Source organism: Pseudomonas sp. PDM18, from assembly GCF_014852585.1.
Taxonomy (GTDB): Bacteria; Pseudomonadota; Gammaproteobacteria; order Pseudomonadales; family Pseudomonadaceae; genus Pseudomonas.
Window position 1 is genome coordinate 765,143 of record NZ_JACVBX010000001.1, and the last position, 16,143, is coordinate 781,285.

The window sequence follows — 16,143 nt, forward strand, 5'->3', positions numbered from 1 at the left end:
ATATGTTATGTTATAACAAATAACACATTCCCATTCCCCCTCCTCCGCCGCCTGGCGCATCCCTGATCACGAGGGAGGGGTTCGCTTTGCCAGAAGAAAAAACCAGGAGTTCGTCATGCCCCCATCCCTTCCTCGTCCGCGCTGGCGTTTAGCACCGCTGGGCCTCGCCTTGTGCGCCGGCGCGCCCTCGCTGGCCGATGCCGCCCCCACCGAACTGGAGCCCCAGGTGGTCACCGCCAACCCCCTGGGTGATGCCTCCCCCGCCGCCCCCAGCAGCGTCCTGCAGGGCGACGAGCTGACCCTGCGGCAGAAAGGCAGCCTGGGTGAAACCCTGAACGGCACGCCGGGCGTGTCCTCCACCTGGTTCGGCCCCGGCGCCAGCCGCCCGGTGATCCGCGGCATGGACGGCGACCGCATCCGCATCCTGCGCAATGGCGTGGGCGCGCTGGACGCCTCGTCGCTGTCCTACGACCACGCCGTGCCGGAAGACCCCAACGTGGTCGAGCGCATCGAAGTCGTGCGCGGCCCGGCAGCCCTGCTCTACGGCGGCAACGCCATCGGCGGCGTGGTCAACAGCTTCGACAACCGCATCCCCAGCGAACCGGTGGACGGCATCCACGGCCAGGGCGAGCTGCGCTACGGCGGCTCGGACACCACTCGCAGCAGCGCGGGCGCACTGGAGGCCGGCGACGGCACCTTCGCCCTGCACCTGGACGCCGGCTCCCGCGAGTTCAACGACCTGCGCATCCCCGGCTACGCCCATTCTGCACGCCAACGCCAGATCGATGGCGATGACGCCAAGCACCGCGTGAACAACAGCGACGGCCGCCAGGACAGCGGCGCCCTCGGCGGCAGCTACCACTGGGATCACGGCTATGCCGGCCTGTCCTACAGCGGCTACGACAGCAACTACGGCTCGCCCGCCGAAGACGACGTGCGCCTGAAGATGCAGCAGGATCGCTACGCCTTCGCCTCGGAAATCCGCGACCTCGACGGCCCCTTCAGCTCGGTGAAGCTGGACGCCGCCTACACCGAGTACCAGCACAAGGAAATCGAGGACGGCGAGACCGGCACCACCTTCAAGAACGACGGCTACGAGGCGCGCATCGAGGCGCGGCACAAGCCCATCGGCCCGCTGGACGGCGTGGTCGGTGCGCAGGTCGCCAACAGCCGCTTCTCCGCGCTGGGGGAAGAAGCCTTCGTGCCGCATACAGAGACCGACAGCGCTGCGCTGTTCTTCCTGGAGAACTGGCAGGCCAGTGAGCGCCTGGCGCTGAACCTGGGCGGCCGCGTCGAGCACACGCGCATCAAGCCCAACGCCAAGGACAACGAGCGCTTCGCCGAGAACGACGGCTCGCGCAGTTTCACCGCCGGCAGCCTGTCCACCGGTGCCGTCTACAAGCTGACGCCGATCTGGTCGCTGGCCGGCACCCTGGCCTATACCGAGCGCGCGCCGACCTTCTACGAGCTGTACGCCAACGGCGCCCACGCCGCCACCGGCACCTTCGAAGTCGGTGACGCCAACGCCAGCAAGGAAAAAGCCGTCTCCACCGACCTCGCCCTGCGCTTCGACAGCGAGCGCCACAAAGGCAGCGTCGGCGTGTTCTACAGCCGCTTCTCCAACTACATCGGCCTGCTGGCCAGCGGACGCTACCGCGACGAGGAAGGCGCGGTGGTGGATGCCGGCGACGACGAGGCACTGCCCGAATACCTCTACAGCGGCGTGAAGGCGGACTTCTACGGCGTCGAGGCGCAGGACCGCATCCACCTGCTGGACAGCCCCTACGGCCGCTTCGACCTGGAACTTTCCGGCGACTACACCCGCGCCAAGAACAAGGACACCGGCGAAGCCCTGCCACGCATCGCCCCGCTGCGCCTGAACAGCGCGCTGCTGTGGGAGCTGCAGCAATGGCAGGCACGGGTCGGCGTGGAATACGCCGCCGACCAGAACCGCGTGCCGGAGAACGAGCTGCGCACCGACGGCTACACCACCCTCGGCGCCAGCGTCGGCTACCGCTTCGACCTGGGCGACAGCCGCTGGCTGGCCTTCGTCAAGGGCGAGAACCTGACCAACCAGACCGTGCGCTACGCCAGCTCCATCCTGCGCGACAGCGTGCCCGCCGGCGGGCGCGGCATTCAGGCGGGGGTCAAGGTCGCGTTCTGATGTTCTAGCGCTGACGCCCGGCGTAATCCCGGGCGAACTGTGCGGCGATCCGCCCGGACCGCGACCCGCGATGGGTCGCCCAGCGGATCGCCGCCTGCTCCCACACCTCCTGCTGCATACCGCCAAGGCCGTGAGACTCCAGCCAGCGGGCAACCGCCTCCAGGTACTGCTCCTGGCTGAAGGCATAGAAAGATATCCACAGGCCGAAACGTTCGGAGAGCGAGATCTTCTCTTCCACCGCCTCGCCAGGGTGCAACTCGCCGCTCTCGCTCCGCTGGAACGACAGGTTGTCTTCGGCGCGCTCGGCCAGCAGGTGGCGGCGGTTGGACGTCGCGTAGATCAGCACGTTGCCGGACTGCCCCGCCACCGAACCGTCGAGCACGGTCTTCAGACCCTTGTAACCGGTCTCGCCGTCCTCGAAGGACAGGTCGTCGCAGAACAGGATGAAGCGCTCCTGGCGGTGGCGCAGCAAGTCGATGATCTGCGGCAGGTCAGCCAAGTGCTCCTTGTCCACTTCGATCAGACGCAGCCCTTCGGCATGGAAGGCATGCAGGCAGGCCTTCACCAGCGAACTCTTGCCGGTGCCGCGGGCGCCGGTCAGCAGCACGTTGTTGGCCGGGCGGCCGGAGACGAACTGGCGGGTGTTCTGCTCGATCAGCGCCTTCTGCCGGTCGACGTTGCGCAGGTCGTTGAAGGCGATCAGTGCCGGTTCGATCACCGGCGTCAGGCGCGGCTGGCCCTGGCGGTATTCCCACAGGTGGGCGATGGCGCCTTCTTCCAGCGCCAGTTCGGGCCGCGCAGGCAGGGATTGTTCGAGCAACCGGGCGATTCGGGCCAGTTGTTCAGCGATAGCAGACATGTCGGTCATGGCGGGATCATCGATGCAGATGGGGGCTGTTCAGCAGCCTAACGATGGATGAAAGTGGTCGTCTAACGACAAACAGGCATCCACATGCGTAAAAAGGACATTGCAGCCCCACTGCTGGAAAACCACGGCGACGAACGGGCAGCCAGCCCGGTGGCGGCCATCGCCCTGGACTTCCCCGATGGGCATCAGGTGCCTGCGCACAGCCATCACCGCGCGCAACTGCTCTACGCCGTGCGCGGGGTGCTGGTGGTGGGTAGCGCCAGTGGCCAATGGGTGGTGCCGGACAACCGCGGCCTGTGGATACCCGGCGGCGTGGAGCACTGGACGCGGATGGTCGGCAACGTGCGGGTGCGAACCCTCTATGTGGAACCGGGCAGCGCCCCGCACCTGCCGCCGGACTGCTGCGTGCTGGCGGTTTCGCCGCTGCTACGGGAATTGATCCTGGCGGCGCTTTCGATCAGCGGCGAGGTCGCCCCGGACTCCCGCGACGGTCGCGTCCTCGGCCTGATGCTCGATGAACTGCGTGAAGACCCGATCCTGCCGCTGCACCTGCCCTTACCCACCCATCCGCGCCTGCGCGCGTTGTGCCAGGCCATTCAGGCCCAGCCCGGCGACAACGCCAGTCTTACCGACTGGGCCGCCCGGCTGAATGTCGACAGCAAGACGGTGCAGCGCTGGTTCTTCGCCGAAACCGGGCTGACCTTCGGCCAATGGCGGCAACAGGCGCGCCTGCTGGCCGCGCTGGAGCGCCTGGCCCTGGGCGAAAGCGTGCTGAGTGTGGCGCTGGAAGTGGGCTACAGCACGCCCAGCGCCTTCAGCGCCATGTTCAGCCGTCAGTTCGGCCGGCCGCCCAGCGATTTCCTACGGCAGCGCCCGCTAATCCGTACGTAAGTTCCGTGCGCGCACAATCGGCTGCAACATCTTCGGATACATCCTTCGAAACGATGGGATTGAAACCCCGTGCTGGTTTCCCCATCTAGACTGTCATGTTCAATCAGTCAGGTGCCTCATGAGCGACCACGACGAGATTCACGATATCCATAGCGCCGAAGAGGTCAGCAACACCGGGCTGGTGTTGCCGGGGCAGAACCTGCCGACCACGGTCTACGTCATTCCGATCCACAACCGCCCATTCTTCCCCGCGCAGGTGCTGCCGGTGATCGTCAACGAGGAACCGTGGGCCGAGACGCTGGAACTGGTCGCCAAGACCGAGCACCACAGCCTGGCGCTGTTCTTCATGGAGAACCCGCCGGAAGACCCGCGCCACTTCGACCCGGACAGCCTGCCCGAGCACGGCACCCTGGTGCGCGTGCACCACGCTAGCCGCGAAGGCGGCAAGCTGCAGTTCGTCGCCCAGGGCCTGTCGCGCGTGCGCATCCGCGGCTGGATCAAGCGCCACCGCCCGCCCTTCCTGGTGGAAGTGGAGTATCCGCACACTCCCAACGACCCGAGTGACGAGGTGAAGGCCTACGGCATGGCCCTGATCAACGCGATCAAGGAACTGCTGCCGCTCAACCCGCTGTACAGCGAAGAGCTGAAGAACTACCTCAACCGCTTCAACCCCAACGATCCGTCGCCGCTGACCGACTTCGCCGCCGCGCTGACCACCGCGCCGGGCTCCGAGTTGCAGGGCGTGCTGGACACCGTGCCGATGCTCAAGCGCATGGAGAAGGTACTGCCGCTGCTGCGCAAGGAAGTGGAAGTCGCGCGCCTGCAGAAGGAGCTGTCCGCCGAGGTCAACCGCAAGATCGGCGAACGCCAGCGCGAGTTCTTCCTGCAGGAACAGCTGAAGATCATCCAGCAGGAACTGGGCATCACCAAGGACGACAAGAGCGCCGACTCCGATGAATTCCGTGCACGCCTGGAAGGCAAGACCCTGCCCGACCAGGCGAAAAAGCGCATCGATGAAGAGCTGAACAAGCTGTCGATCCTGGAGACCGGCTCGCCGGAATACGCCGTCACGCGCAATTACCTCGACTGGGCGACCTCGGTGCCGTGGGGCCTGATGGGCGTCGACAAGCTCGATCTCAAGCACGCGCGCAAGGTCCTCGACCGCCACCATTCCGGGCTGGAAGACGTGAAGGACCGCATCCTCGAATTCCTCGCGGTAGGCACCTTCAAGGGCGAGATCGCCGGCTCCATCGTGCTGCTGGTAGGCCCGCCCGGCGTGGGCAAGACCAGCATCGGCAAGTCCATCGCCGAGAGCCTGGGGCGGCCGTTCTATCGCTTCAGCGTCGGCGGCATGCGTGACGAGGCCGAGATCAAGGGCCACCGCCGCACCTACATCGGCGCCCTGCCCGGCAAGCTGGTGCAGGCGCTGAAGGACGTCGAGGTGATGAACCCGGTGATCATGCTCGACGAGATCGACAAGCTCGGCAGCAGCTACCAGGGCGACCCCGCCTCGGCGCTGCTGGAGACGCTGGATCCGGAGCAGAACGTGGAGTTCCTCGACCACTACCTGGACCTGCGCCTGGACCTGTCCAAGGTGCTGTTTGTCTGCACCGCCAACACCCTGGACTCCATCCCCGGTCCGCTGCTGGACCGCATGGAAGTCATCCGCCTGTCCGGCTACATCGCCGAGGAGAAGCTGGCTATCGCCAAGCGTCACCTGTGGCCCAAGCAGCTGGAAAAGGCCGGCGTGCCGAAGCATCGCCTGTCGATCAACGACGCCGCCTTGCGCGCGGTGATCGAGGGCTATGCCCGCGAGGCCGGCGTGCGCCAGCTGGAGAAAGTGCTCGGCAAGCTGGTGCGCAAGTCAGTGATGAAGCTGCTGGAAGACCCCGAGTCGGTGGTGAAGATCGGTGCCAAGGACCTCGAGGAATACCTCGGTACGCCAGTGTTCCGCACCGAGCAGGTGCTTTCCGGCGTCGGCGTGATCACCGGCCTTGCCTGGACCAGCATGGGCGGCGCTACCCTGCCCATCGAGGCGACGCGCATCCACACGCTGAACCGCGGCTTCAAGCTCACCGGACAACTGGGCGACGTGATGAAGGAGTCGGCAGAGATCGCCTACAGCTACATCAGCTCGAACCTGAAGAAGTACGGCGGCGAGTCGAGCTTCTTCGACCAGGCCTTCGTCCACCTGCATGTACCCGAGGGCGCCACGCCCAAGGACGGCCCCAGCGCAGGCGTGACCATGGCCAGCGCCCTGCTGTCCCTGGCGCGCAACCAGGCGCCGAAGAAAGGCGTAGCCATGACTGGCGAGCTGACACTCACCGGGCAGGTGCTGCCCATTGGCGGGGTGCGCGAGAAGGTCATCGCGGCGCGCCGGCAGAAAATCTTCGAGCTGATCCTGCCCGAGTCCAACCGCGGCGACTTCGAGGAGCTGCCGGAGTACCTGAAGGAAGGCCTGACGGTGCATTTTGCCAAGCGCTATGGGGACGTGGCGAAGGTGCTGTTCCCGGGCTGACGTCCTGAGTCTGAGTGGCTCGCTCTTACCCCTGTAGGAGCGAGCCTGCTCGCGAACCGCTCAACGCCGAACTTCCCTTGTAGTAGCAGGCCATGGCCGCGACCGAGGACAAGGTCCGCGCCCACAATTCCACTCCGGGCCGCCATGGAAGCGGACACATCTGTGGCATTCGCTGCGGCTAATATGCTGCTCCCGGCAACGTCTGTGCCTAGCCCAACGCCGGCACTGCCGGCGAGTTGCGGGCGTGGCCCGCTCCTGCACGAAATCCCCCACAGTGCGAAGGGAGAAGGTGCGTAGGGCGCATAACGCTACCCGCCAACAGCCTGAGCGCGATACCCAACAGGGAGTAGTCCACTCGTCGACTTGATTCAGATCATGTCGCGGCAAGGCGTCGCGGCAGGACACTGCGGGACTCACCCTGGAGGTCCCCATGCCGCCCTCGCCGCACCTGCCCCTCGTCTATTCCTGTTCCGGCTGCTCGAACCTCGCGCAGCTGGCCAACGACCTCGCCCTGCGCATGGACCATGACGGCCTGGCGGAGATGTCCTGCATCGCGGGAGTCGGCGGCGACGTGCCGGCGCTGGTGAAGAAGGCCTGCTCAGACCGAACGATCATCGCCGTGGACGGCTGCCACCTGCACTGCGTGCAGAACTGCCTGGCGCGCCATGGGGTGAAGGCCACGCACGAGATCACCCTGACCGAGTACGGCCTGAAGAAACGCTACGGCCAGGACGCGCCGGTGCAGGATTTCGAGATGCTCTACGAGGAACTGCAGTTCCTCGTACGCGCCCCGGGCTAAGCGTCAATCGACCAGACCAGGCTCGAAGCCAAAACGCGAGATGGCTTCGAGCCAAGCGACACCCATCGATCGGTGCGCCAAAACAGCACGGATATCGAAGACGCTGAACGGCTCAGGCGCTCTCCTGCACCACCCGGCTGGCGCGGCGCATGGCGCTCCACAGCCAGGCAGGGAGGCTGTCCGGATCAAGGCTGTCGATCAGGTTCTTCACCGCCAGCCCCAGCTCGGTATCGCCCTCGATCACCAGTCGGCGACGGAAGAACAGCGTGTCCGGGTCTTCCTGCCGTCCTGCCAGCAACAGGAAATCGCGCCAGCTGCCCCGGATGGTCACGCTCGGCGTACAGGCATCGGCGAATCGCAGACCATTGCGATCGTGCGTGAAGCACCAGGCCAGACCGAGATCGCTCACTTCCAGACGCAGCCAGTGACCGTCGAGGATGTCGAAGGCGCCGTTCGCCAGCGGCTCGGCGAACAGGCGGTTGGCGGCGCGCTGCAACACCGCACGTTGCAATCCGGCAGGGACACGCGCGGCGAGCGGCAGCAGGCGGTCGGCGGCGCGCAGGGCACCTGTTTCGAGTGTCAGCACAGGTTCACCTCATCGCTGCGCAGCATGCCCGGACGGCCATGCCAGTATCCGTTGCAACCCTCCACCGCCAGCGGCGGTGTAGCGCCCTTGCGCACGCGGTCGAAGGCCTGCACGACCTCCACCATGCCTTGCGCACGGGGGCTCAGGCGCAGCAGGTCGGCGCCGCAATCACGCAGCGAGGCGTAGTCCGCCAACAGGTTGCTGGCCTCGCCGGACATCGTCTGGATGCCGTTGAGAGTGAACAACGGGAAACCCTCCTGGCTGAGCATCGACATGCCCTCCGGGTAGTTCAGGCAGCAGAACTGGCAGTCGTCCTTGGGCCGATTCTCCGCCCGCGCGGTGAAGCAGCGCGCGGAATAGGCCAGCGGCAAATGGCCGTAGGCGAACACCTCAGTCTCCACATCGTTGATGCCCAGCTCGCGGACCTGTTCGATCACCGCGTGGATCTGCTCGCCGGAGCATTCCACCGGCGGCACCCAGCGGCGCAAGCCGGCGGCGTACAGCTCAGCCAGCGTGTGGCCGTTGTAGACGTTGAGCGCAGGACCACCGACGAACTCGACGCCCAGACCGGAGAGAATCTGCACTGCTCCCATGTCGCTGGCCTCGACCTGCAGTTCGCCGTTGGCGCAGAGGCGGCGCAGCGACGACAGCTCGGAGGCCGCCTCGATCAGCGCCAGGCCAGAAACGAGGATCTGCGCCCCGCTCTGCTGCTGCAGCTCGCGCCCCAGGCCCAACCAGTTGTCGAGAGACATGGCGCGGCGTTTGGAGCAGACGGTTTCGCCGATATAGATGGCGTCCAGCGGCTGGTCGGCCATCTGCGCATAAAAATCCAGGAGTGTCCGGCGGTCCCAGTAGAACAGCACCGGTCCCAGGCTGAGTTTCATCAAAAGGTCCTCACTGCCAGGAGCGATGGTAGGCACCCAGGGTCGTCTGGTGGCCTTCGGATAGCTTGTCCAGGGCGTCCTGCCATTGCGTCAGCGCGCGGTAGTTCTGCGGGGCGCGCTGCCAGGCATCCAGCGCCTGGCGCCAGACGCGCGTGACCTGTTCGACATAGGCCGGGCTGCGCTGCCGGCCTTCGATCTTCACCGCCGCCACGCCGATTTCCGCCAACTGCGGGATCAGGTCGATGGTGTTCAGGCTGGTGGGCTCTTCCAGGGCGTGGAAGCGTTCGCCGTTGACCACGAAGCGGCCCTTGCACAGGGTGGGGTAGCCCGCCGGCTCATCCGGCGCGTAACGGTCGATCAGCACGCCGTTGAGGCGCGATGTCAGCCCTTCCGGCTCCTCGTTCCAGCGCACCGCCTTGGCCGGCGAACAGACGCCGCAGAGGTTGGGCGACTCGCCGGTGACGTAGGACGACAGGTGACAGCGCCCCTCGGCCATGATGCACAGGCTACCGAAGGCGAAGACCTCGATGGGCACCGGGCTGTTCGCCGCCACCTGGCGCACCTGCGCCAGCGACAGTACGCGCGGCAGCACGGCGCGGCGGATGCCGTAGCGCTCGTGGTAGAACGCGAGCGCCGCGACGTTGGTGGCCGAGCCTTGCACCGAAAGGTGCAGTGCGAGGTTCGGGTGGCGCCTGGCGGCGTAGCCGAGCACCGCGCAATCGGCAGCGATCAGCGCATCCACGCCCAGGTCGGCGGCGTGGTCCACCGCGCGTTGCCAGCGGGCCCAGCCGGCCGCACCGGGATAGGTGTTGACCGCCACGTACATCTGCTTGCCGGCGCAGTGGATAAGCTCCACGCCCTGGAGCAGTTGGCGGTCATCGAGGTTGAGGCCGGCGAAGTGGCGGGCGTTGGTGTCGTCGCGAAAGCCGACGTAGATCGCGTCAGCGCCCTCGCGCAGGGCCGATTTCAGGGCGGGCAGACTCCCCGCCGGACAGACCAGTTGCATGCTTCCCCCGGGCAGTGCGGAGGCCGCCGGCCCCCGCCGGCAGCCGGGAACGGCGTCAGGCGCCGAGTTCGCTGAAAGACAGGAAGGGCAGCGGCTCGCCGGTGTGCAGCGTGCGCCCGGCCTCCACCACCGCCAGGCCATCGGCCCAGCTCGCCGCGCGCAGCATGGCCGAGCCCTGCTGCGGATGCAGGCAGATGCGGGCGACGCCAGCGCTATCCAGCTCCAGGCGCGCGCGCAGATACTGGCGGCGCGAGTTGGCCGTGGGCCAGTCGAAGCCCGCCGGCAGCGTGACCGGCACGGTATCGGCCGTACTGCGCCCCTGGGCACGCCAGAGGAACGGCCGCGCCACCACTAGAGCGGTGACCAGCGCGGCGGCCGGGTTGCCCGGCAGGCCGATCCACGGCTTGCCGGCGATGCTGCCGAACGCCAGCGGCTTGCCCGGCTGCATCTTCAGCTTCCACAGGTGCAGCTCGCCCAGTTCGCGGATCGCCTGCTTGAGGTAATCGCGGTCGCCCACCGACACCCCGCCACTGGTAATCAGCACGTCCCATTCGGAGGCGGCGAGGCTCAGCGCATCGCGGCTGGCTGCCAGGGTGTCGGCGAGAACGCCGTAGTCGTGGACTTCAATGCCCCAGCCGCGCAGCAGTGCGCCGATGCTGAAGCGGTTGGCGTTATAGATCTGCCCCGGAGCCAGCGGCTCACCGGGCTCGCGCAGCTCGTCGCCGCTACTCAGCAGGCAGACGCGCAGCGGGCGGTGGACGCTGACGCGGTCCAGGCCGACACTGGCGAGCAGGCCGAGGTCCTGGGCGCGCAGTTTCTTCCCGGCACTGAGCAAGGCATCGCCTTCGCACAGCTCTTCACCGCGGCGACGCACATGGCTGCCATGCCCGACCACGGGCACCTGCAGCCAGTCGCCATCGACTTCACAGTCTTCCTGGGCGATCACGCTGTCCGCCCCCGGCGGCAACGGCGCGCCGGTGAAGATGCGCATGGCCTGGCCAGGTTGCAGTTCGACCTGGGCGGCATCGCCGGCGGCGATGTAGCCGGCGATCTTCAACCTTGCGCCTGCCGGGCCCATGTCGGCGCTGCGCAGGGCGTAGCCATCCATCGCGCTGTTGTCCCACAGCGGCAGGTCGATGGGTGAGTGAATATCCTCGGCGAGGATGCGGCCCAGGGCGCATTCCAGGTCGACGCGCACGGTCGGCGGCGCCAGCGGAACGAACTCCATCAGCGCGGCGATGGCCTCGTCCACCGGGCGCAGGCCGGTGCCGGAACAGCCGCAGGCGCTCACGAGCGTGTACCGCAGGCCAGCACCGGGCGCTCGGGCAGGCACTTGAGATGGGGGGCGAAATTGCAGGGCTTGGTGCGGCTGTCCAGTTGCTGCACCAGGATCTTTTCCCAGGCAGTCAGGCAGGCGCCGGTGGAGCCGGGCAGGCAGCAGATCAGCGTGCCGTTGGTGATGCCGGCGATGGCGCGGGACTGGATGGTGGAGGTGCCGATTTCCTCACGGGAAATCTGCCGGAACAGTTCGCCAAAGCCATCCACGGTGCGCTCGAGCAAAGGATCGACGGCCTGCGGGGTATTGTCGCGCAGGGTAAAACCGGTGCCGCCAGTGATCAGGCCGACCTGGACCTTGGGGTCGGCGATCCAGGCCGAGACCACGGCGCGGATCTGGTAGATGTCGTCGATCACCAGCTGGCGTTCGGCGAGCGCGTGGCCGGCGCGTTGCAGCGAAGTCACCAGGGCCTGGCCGGAGGTGTCGTTGTGCAGGCTGCGGGTATCGCTGACGGTGAGGACGGCGATCTGGAGCGGCTGGAATTCCGCGGTACTGAGATGGCTCATGAGGGGCTCTCCGAGACGGAGCAAAAAGGGCTGGCGCCAGCCTGCGCCCCTTCCCTCTTACCGCCCATTCCTCCTAGGAGGTACTGCCCCGGCGCGTGCGGGGCATCGGAGTCAACCTGCAGGAGCGCGTAATCTGCGCGATCGCGGGCATGGCCCGCCCCTGCAGGGGAACTCCTCAGTCAGATGCTTCAGCCCTTCCAGCGCTCGGCCGCCGCCTGGTCGCTGCAGCGCCCTTCGACCCAGCGCGGGCCGTCGCTGGTGTCTTCCTTCTTCCAGAACGGCGCACGGGTCTTCAGGTAGTCCATGACGAAGTTGCAGGCATCGAATGCCGGCTGGCGGTGGGCACTGGCGGCGCCGACGAAGACGATGGGCTCGCCCGGCTCCAGGCGGCCGATGCGGTGGAGGATTTCCAGGCGCAGCAGCGGCCAGCGCTCATTGGCCTCGACTTCGATCTTCGCCAGCGCCTTCTCGGTCATGCCGGCGTAGTGCTCGAGGAACATGCCGCCCACTTCGCGGCCGTCGTTGAAGTCACGCACATAGCCGACGAAGCCGACCACCGCGCCAACGCCGACGTTGGCAGCGTGCATCGCGTTGAGTTCGGCGCCCGGATCGAACGCCGCCGGCTGGACGCGGATCGCCATGGGCTCAGCCTCCGGTCACGGTGGGGAAGAACGCCACCTCGTCGCCGTCGGCGAGAGGCTCGTCCAGGGAGCACAGCTCCTGGTTGCGCGCGCACATCAGGTTCTGCTCGCCGAGCACATCCCAGACACCGCCGCGCTCCAGCAGCAGGCGCCGCAGGTCGTCCAGGCTGGCCAGGGACTGGCTCCAGTTCAGCTGCTCGCCATCCAGGCCGAGGGCTTCACGGTAGCGGGCGAAGTACTGCACGCGGATCATGGGGTGTCTCCCGCAACGCTTTCTGTAGCAACGTAATGACCGCTCTTGCCGCCGAGCTTCTCCAGCACGCGCACGCTGTCGATGGTCATGCCACGGTCCACGGCCTTGCACATGTCGTAGATGGTCAGCGCGGCGACGCTGGCGGCGGTCAGCGCTTCCATCTCCACACCGGTCTGCCCGGCCAGTTTGCAACGGGCGACGATGTGCACGGTGTCTTCACCCTCGGCGGCCAGCTCGACCTTCACGCTGGTGAGCAGCAACGGGTGGCACAGGGGGATCAGGTCGTGGGTCTTCTTCGCCGCCTGGATACCGGCGATGCGCGCCACGGCGAACACGTCGCCCTTGGGATGGCCGCCGTCCTGGATCAGCTGCAGGGTGGACGGGAGCATGCGCACCCGGGCTTCGGCCACGGCCTCACGGGACGTCACCGCTTTTTCGGTGACATCGACCATGTTGGCGCGGCCCTGGGAATCGAGATGGGTCAGCACGGGTGGGAACTCTCTGGAGAATCAGGGGGACAGTGTACTCCCGGTGCGCGCAACCGGCGGTCCGGCAGACGGCGCGTTGGGGGGAGGATTGTATACAAGAAGAGGTATGCAGGGCGCAAAGAAAAGGCCCGCCGAATGGCGGGCCCTGATTGCGTTACATGTGGGCTTCGGCGAATTCCGCCAGTACCGAGCGCGGCACCCCTTGCAGGGTCACGTGCACGCCATGTGGGAAGTCCTTGAAGCGTTCGGTCAGGTAGGTCAGGCCGGAGCTGGTGGCCGACAGATAGGGGGTGTCGATCTGCGCCAGGTTGCCCAGGCAGACCACCTTCGAACCGTTGCCCGCACGGGTGATGATGGTCTTCATCTGGTGCGGGGTGAGGTTCTGGCACTCGTCGATCAGGATCAGGCTCTGCTGGAAGCTGCGGCCGCGGATGTAATTCAGCGATTTGAACTGCAGCGGCACCTTGCTGAGGATGTAGTCGACGCTGCCATGGGTGCACTCATCATCCGAATGCAGCGCTTCAAGGTTGTCGGTAATCGCGCCCAGCCAGGGCTCCATCTTCTCCGCCTCGGTGCCGGGCAGGAAGCCTATGTCCTCGTCCAGGCCCTGCACGCTGCGGGTAGCGATGATGCGCTTGTAGCGTTTGGTGACCATGGTCTGCTCGATGGCGGCAGCCAGCGCGAGGATGGTCTTGCCCGAGCCGGCGGCGCCGGACAGGTTGACCAGGTGGATGTCCGGGTCCAGCAGCGCGTACAGCGCCAGCGACTGGTAGACATCGCGCGGACGAAGTCCCCAGGCTTCCTGGTGCAGCAGCGGTTCCTGGTGCAGGTCGAGGATGGTCAGCTCGTCCTGATCGATGCCCTTGATCCAGCCGACGAAACCCTGCTCATCGACGATGAACTCGTTGATGTGCACCGCCGGCAGGTTGTCGGTGAGTTGCACGCGGTGCCAGGTGCGGCCGCGATCCTGGCGGGTCTCCACCTTGCTGACGCGGTCCCAGAACGACCCGCTCAGCGAGTGGTAGCCACGCGACAGCAGGTTGATGTCATCGACCAACTGGTCGGTGTGGTAATCCTCGGCGAATACCCCGCAGGCACGCGCCTTCAGGCGCATGTTGATGTCCTTGGTGACCAGCACCACGCGCTTGCTGCTATGGCGACTCTTCAGCTCAACCAACTGGTTGATGATCTTGTTGTCGTTGAGGTGCTCGGGCAACCAGGTGATCGGCTCGGCACGCTTGCTCATGAGGATCGACAGGCTGCCGCACGGCCCGCTCTTGCCGCGCTGGATGGGCACGCCATCCTCCACCTGCTCGGGCGAGGCCTCGCCCAGCACCGAATCGATGAGGCGGATTGCCTGGCGGCATTCCGCGGCCACGGTGTGTTTTCCGGTCTTGAGCTTGTCCAGTTCCTCCAGCACCGTCATCGGGATCGCGACGTGGTGCTCCTGGAAGTTCAGCAAGGCGTTGGGATCGTGGATCAGGACGTTGGTGTCGAGGACGTACAGGGTGGGCTGGGTGGGGCGGGAGCGTCCGTGGTCATCCATACGCAGGTCACCTCTTGTAGGAGCGTTACGACGGAATGCCTTTACAGCGCTCCGCCGTGCGGTGAGCCACCGGCTCTCGGATTCCTGGGATCGACAGGATTCGAGAGCACTGCATACAAGGGACTGGCCGGGCCGGGGCCGCCACCTGTCTGCAGGGTTCGGCGGTCTACGACTCAACAAATACAGGAAAAAACATGACGATAAAAAGTCTTTTTCCTTCCTAGAAAAGTTTTTTTCGTCGTACGACGAAATACCTTGGCGAGGGCTCCGGACAGCGCTAGTTTTAGGAGTCCTACCCCTCGTAACGCCGTCCGCTTTTTTCGCAGGATCAGTCCCTTAGCCCTGCACGCTGCGTCTACCCCGGCACTCGCCGCCGACTGCCATCGCTTCCTCGCCTGCCTATATAGATGTCGCCTCCGCCACTGGCCCGACGCTAATCGTCCCCATAGGTGGAGCCAACGCCCGGGACTCCTTACAATCGCCGCTCGCTTGTAGGAGACCGCACGATGCTGATGGTGATTTCCCCCGCCAAGACCCTGGACTACGACACCGCGCCGGTGACGCAGCGCTTTACCCTGCCCGAGCACCTGGACGATGCCCAGGAGCTGATCGGCATCCTGCGGGAACTGGCCCCGGCGCAGATCGCCGAGCTGATGCACCTGTCGGACAAGCTGGCCGGCCTGAACGCCGCGCGCTTCGGCAGCTGGCACCCGGACTTCACCCCTGCCAACGCCAAGCAGGCCCTGCTGGCCTTCAAGGGTGACGTCTATACCGGCATGCAGGCCGAGGACTTCAGCGAAGACGACTTCGATTTCGCCCAGCGCCACCTGCGCATGCTTTCCGGCCTCTATGGTGTACTGCGTCCGCTGGACCTGATGCAGCCGTACCGCCTGGAAATGGGCACCAAGCTGGCCAACGCCCGTGGCAAGGACCTCTATGCCTTCTGGGGCGAGCGCATCAGCGCCTGGCTGAACGAGTCCCTGGCCGAGCAGGGCGACGACGTACTGCTGAACCTGGCCTCCAACGAATACTTCGGCGCGGTGAAGCGCAAGGCCTTGAATGCGCGGGTGATCGACACCGAGTTCAAGGACCTGAAGAACGGCCAGTACAAGATCATCAGCTTCTACGCCAAGAAGGCCCGCGGGATGATGGCGCGCTATGTGATCAAGGAGCGTCTGAGCAACCCAGAAGGCCTGAAGGACTTCAACTACGCCGGCTACGCCTACAGCGCCGAGCACTCCAAGGCGGACCAGCTGGTATTCCTGCGCGACCACGCCGAAGACTGATTCGCCGGCCCTGCTGCACCAAACGGGAGCCCTGAGGCTCCCGTTTCGTTTCCGCGCAGAACCTGCGGGAACGCCCCATGGGTGCGATTGTGTGCATGGACCTGCCGCCCCGTGCGTCCGATGGGACGTCCGGTGTTGGGCGGTTCGCGAGCCAGCTCGCTCCTACGAAAGCCCCTGTACGACCGAAGCGGGTGCAACCGCCGGCCCTGCGGACGGTTAGCGGGCGTGGTCCGCTCCTGCAGGGGACGATTACCCGCGCCGCTTCGCTTCTGTTTCGCCGCCCAAAATCACCGCTGATTCCAAGTGGCCTGTAAGCCATTGACCATGGAACTGCCCAGTCACGGGTGGCGGTTCTGTACGTTTCCTGTCCA

General features: G+C 66.1%; 15 protein-coding genes. 5 read left to right on the forward strand and 10 right to left on the reverse strand.

The window, feature by feature from the left end; translation table 11 throughout:
* Positions 1–115 precede the first annotated feature (115 nt).
* Positions 116–2,164, forward strand: coding sequence for a TonB-dependent receptor (locus tag IB274_RS03760; protein WP_192430714.1), 2,049 nt, complete (start codon positions 116–118; stop codon positions 2,162–2,164).
* 4 nt (positions 2,165–2,168) lie between these two features.
* Here IB274_RS03760 and IB274_RS03765 read toward each other — a convergent pair whose 3' ends face one another.
* Positions 2,169–3,032, reverse strand: coding sequence for an ATP-binding protein (locus IB274_RS03765; RefSeq protein WP_192430715.1), 864 nt, complete (start codon positions 3,030–3,032; stop codon positions 2,169–2,171).
* A gap of 84 nt (positions 3,033–3,116) precedes the next feature.
* On the opposite strand from IB274_RS03765, the gene IB274_RS03770 reads away from it, so the two are divergent.
* From IB274_RS03770 to IB274_RS03780, 3 genes are all read left to right on the forward strand, one after another.
* Positions 3,117–3,923, forward strand: coding sequence for an AraC family transcriptional regulator (locus tag IB274_RS03770; protein ID WP_192430716.1), 807 nt, complete (start codon positions 3,117–3,119; stop codon positions 3,921–3,923).
* 118 nt (positions 3,924–4,041) lie between these two features.
* A complete protein-coding gene (gene lon, locus IB274_RS03775) occupies positions 4,042–6,441 on the forward strand; it encodes an endopeptidase La (protein WP_192430717.1) in 2,400 nt (799 codons plus the stop codon).
* A gap of 430 nt (positions 6,442–6,871) precedes the next feature.
* Positions 6,872–7,240, forward strand: coding sequence for a putative zinc-binding protein (locus IB274_RS03780; RefSeq protein WP_192430718.1), 369 nt, complete (start codon positions 6,872–6,874; stop codon positions 7,238–7,240).
* 112 nt (positions 7,241–7,352) lie between these two features.
* On the opposite strand, the gene ubiT is transcribed toward IB274_RS03780, so the two are convergent.
* The 9 genes from ubiT to IB274_RS03825 form a co-directional block, all read right to left on the reverse strand.
* Positions 7,353–7,826, reverse strand: a complete 474-nt coding sequence (ubiT, locus tag IB274_RS03785; RefSeq protein ID WP_192430719.1) for a ubiquinone anaerobic biosynthesis accessory factor UbiT — start codon at positions 7,824–7,826, stop codon at positions 7,353–7,355.
* Positions 7,820–8,710, reverse strand: a complete 891-nt coding sequence (locus IB274_RS03790) for a U32 family peptidase (protein ID WP_192430720.1) — start codon at positions 8,708–8,710, stop codon at positions 7,820–7,822. Before IB274_RS03790 ends, ubiT begins: the two co-directional genes overlap by 7 nt.
* A 10-nt stretch (positions 8,711–8,720) precedes the next feature.
* Positions 8,721–9,716, reverse strand: coding sequence for a ubiquinone anaerobic biosynthesis protein UbiU (gene ubiU, locus IB274_RS03795; RefSeq protein WP_192430721.1), 996 nt, complete (start codon positions 9,714–9,716; stop codon positions 8,721–8,723).
* Between the two features lie 55 nt (positions 9,717–9,771).
* Positions 9,772–11,007, reverse strand: a complete 1,236-nt coding sequence (gene glp / locus IB274_RS03800) for a gephyrin-like molybdotransferase Glp (RefSeq protein ID WP_192430722.1) — start codon at positions 11,005–11,007, stop codon at positions 9,772–9,774.
* A complete protein-coding gene (moaB, locus tag IB274_RS03805) occupies positions 11,004–11,558 on the reverse strand; it encodes a molybdenum cofactor biosynthesis protein B (protein WP_192430723.1) in 555 nt (184 codons plus the stop codon). The genes glp and moaB overlap by 4 nt, the downstream gene beginning before the upstream one ends.
* Positions 11,559–11,746: 188 nt before the next feature.
* Complete coding sequence (gene moaE, locus IB274_RS03810) at positions 11,747–12,199, reverse strand: molybdopterin synthase catalytic subunit MoaE (RefSeq protein WP_192430724.1); 453 nt, start codon at positions 12,197–12,199, stop codon at positions 11,747–11,749.
* A gap of 4 nt (positions 12,200–12,203) precedes the next feature.
* Entirely contained in the window at positions 12,204–12,452 is a 249-nt protein-coding gene (locus tag IB274_RS03815; protein WP_138216131.1) for a MoaD/ThiS family protein, read from the reverse strand.
* The gene (gene moaC / locus IB274_RS03820) at positions 12,449–12,940 is read right to left on the reverse strand and encodes a cyclic pyranopterin monophosphate synthase MoaC (protein ID WP_081516160.1); all 492 of its coding nucleotides are present in this window, start codon (positions 12,938–12,940) and stop codon (positions 12,449–12,451) included. The genes IB274_RS03815 and moaC overlap by 4 nt, the downstream gene beginning before the upstream one ends.
* 154 nt (positions 12,941–13,094) lie before the next feature.
* Complete coding sequence (locus tag IB274_RS03825; protein WP_017519020.1) at positions 13,095–14,486, reverse strand: PhoH family protein; 1,392 nt, start codon at positions 14,484–14,486, stop codon at positions 13,095–13,097.
* 506 nt (positions 14,487–14,992) lie between these two features.
* Here IB274_RS03825 and yaaA point away from each other — a divergent pair.
* A complete protein-coding gene (yaaA, locus tag IB274_RS03830) occupies positions 14,993–15,772 on the forward strand; it encodes a peroxide stress protein YaaA (RefSeq protein WP_192430725.1) in 780 nt (259 codons plus the stop codon).
* Positions 15,773–16,143: the final 371 nt, after the last annotated feature.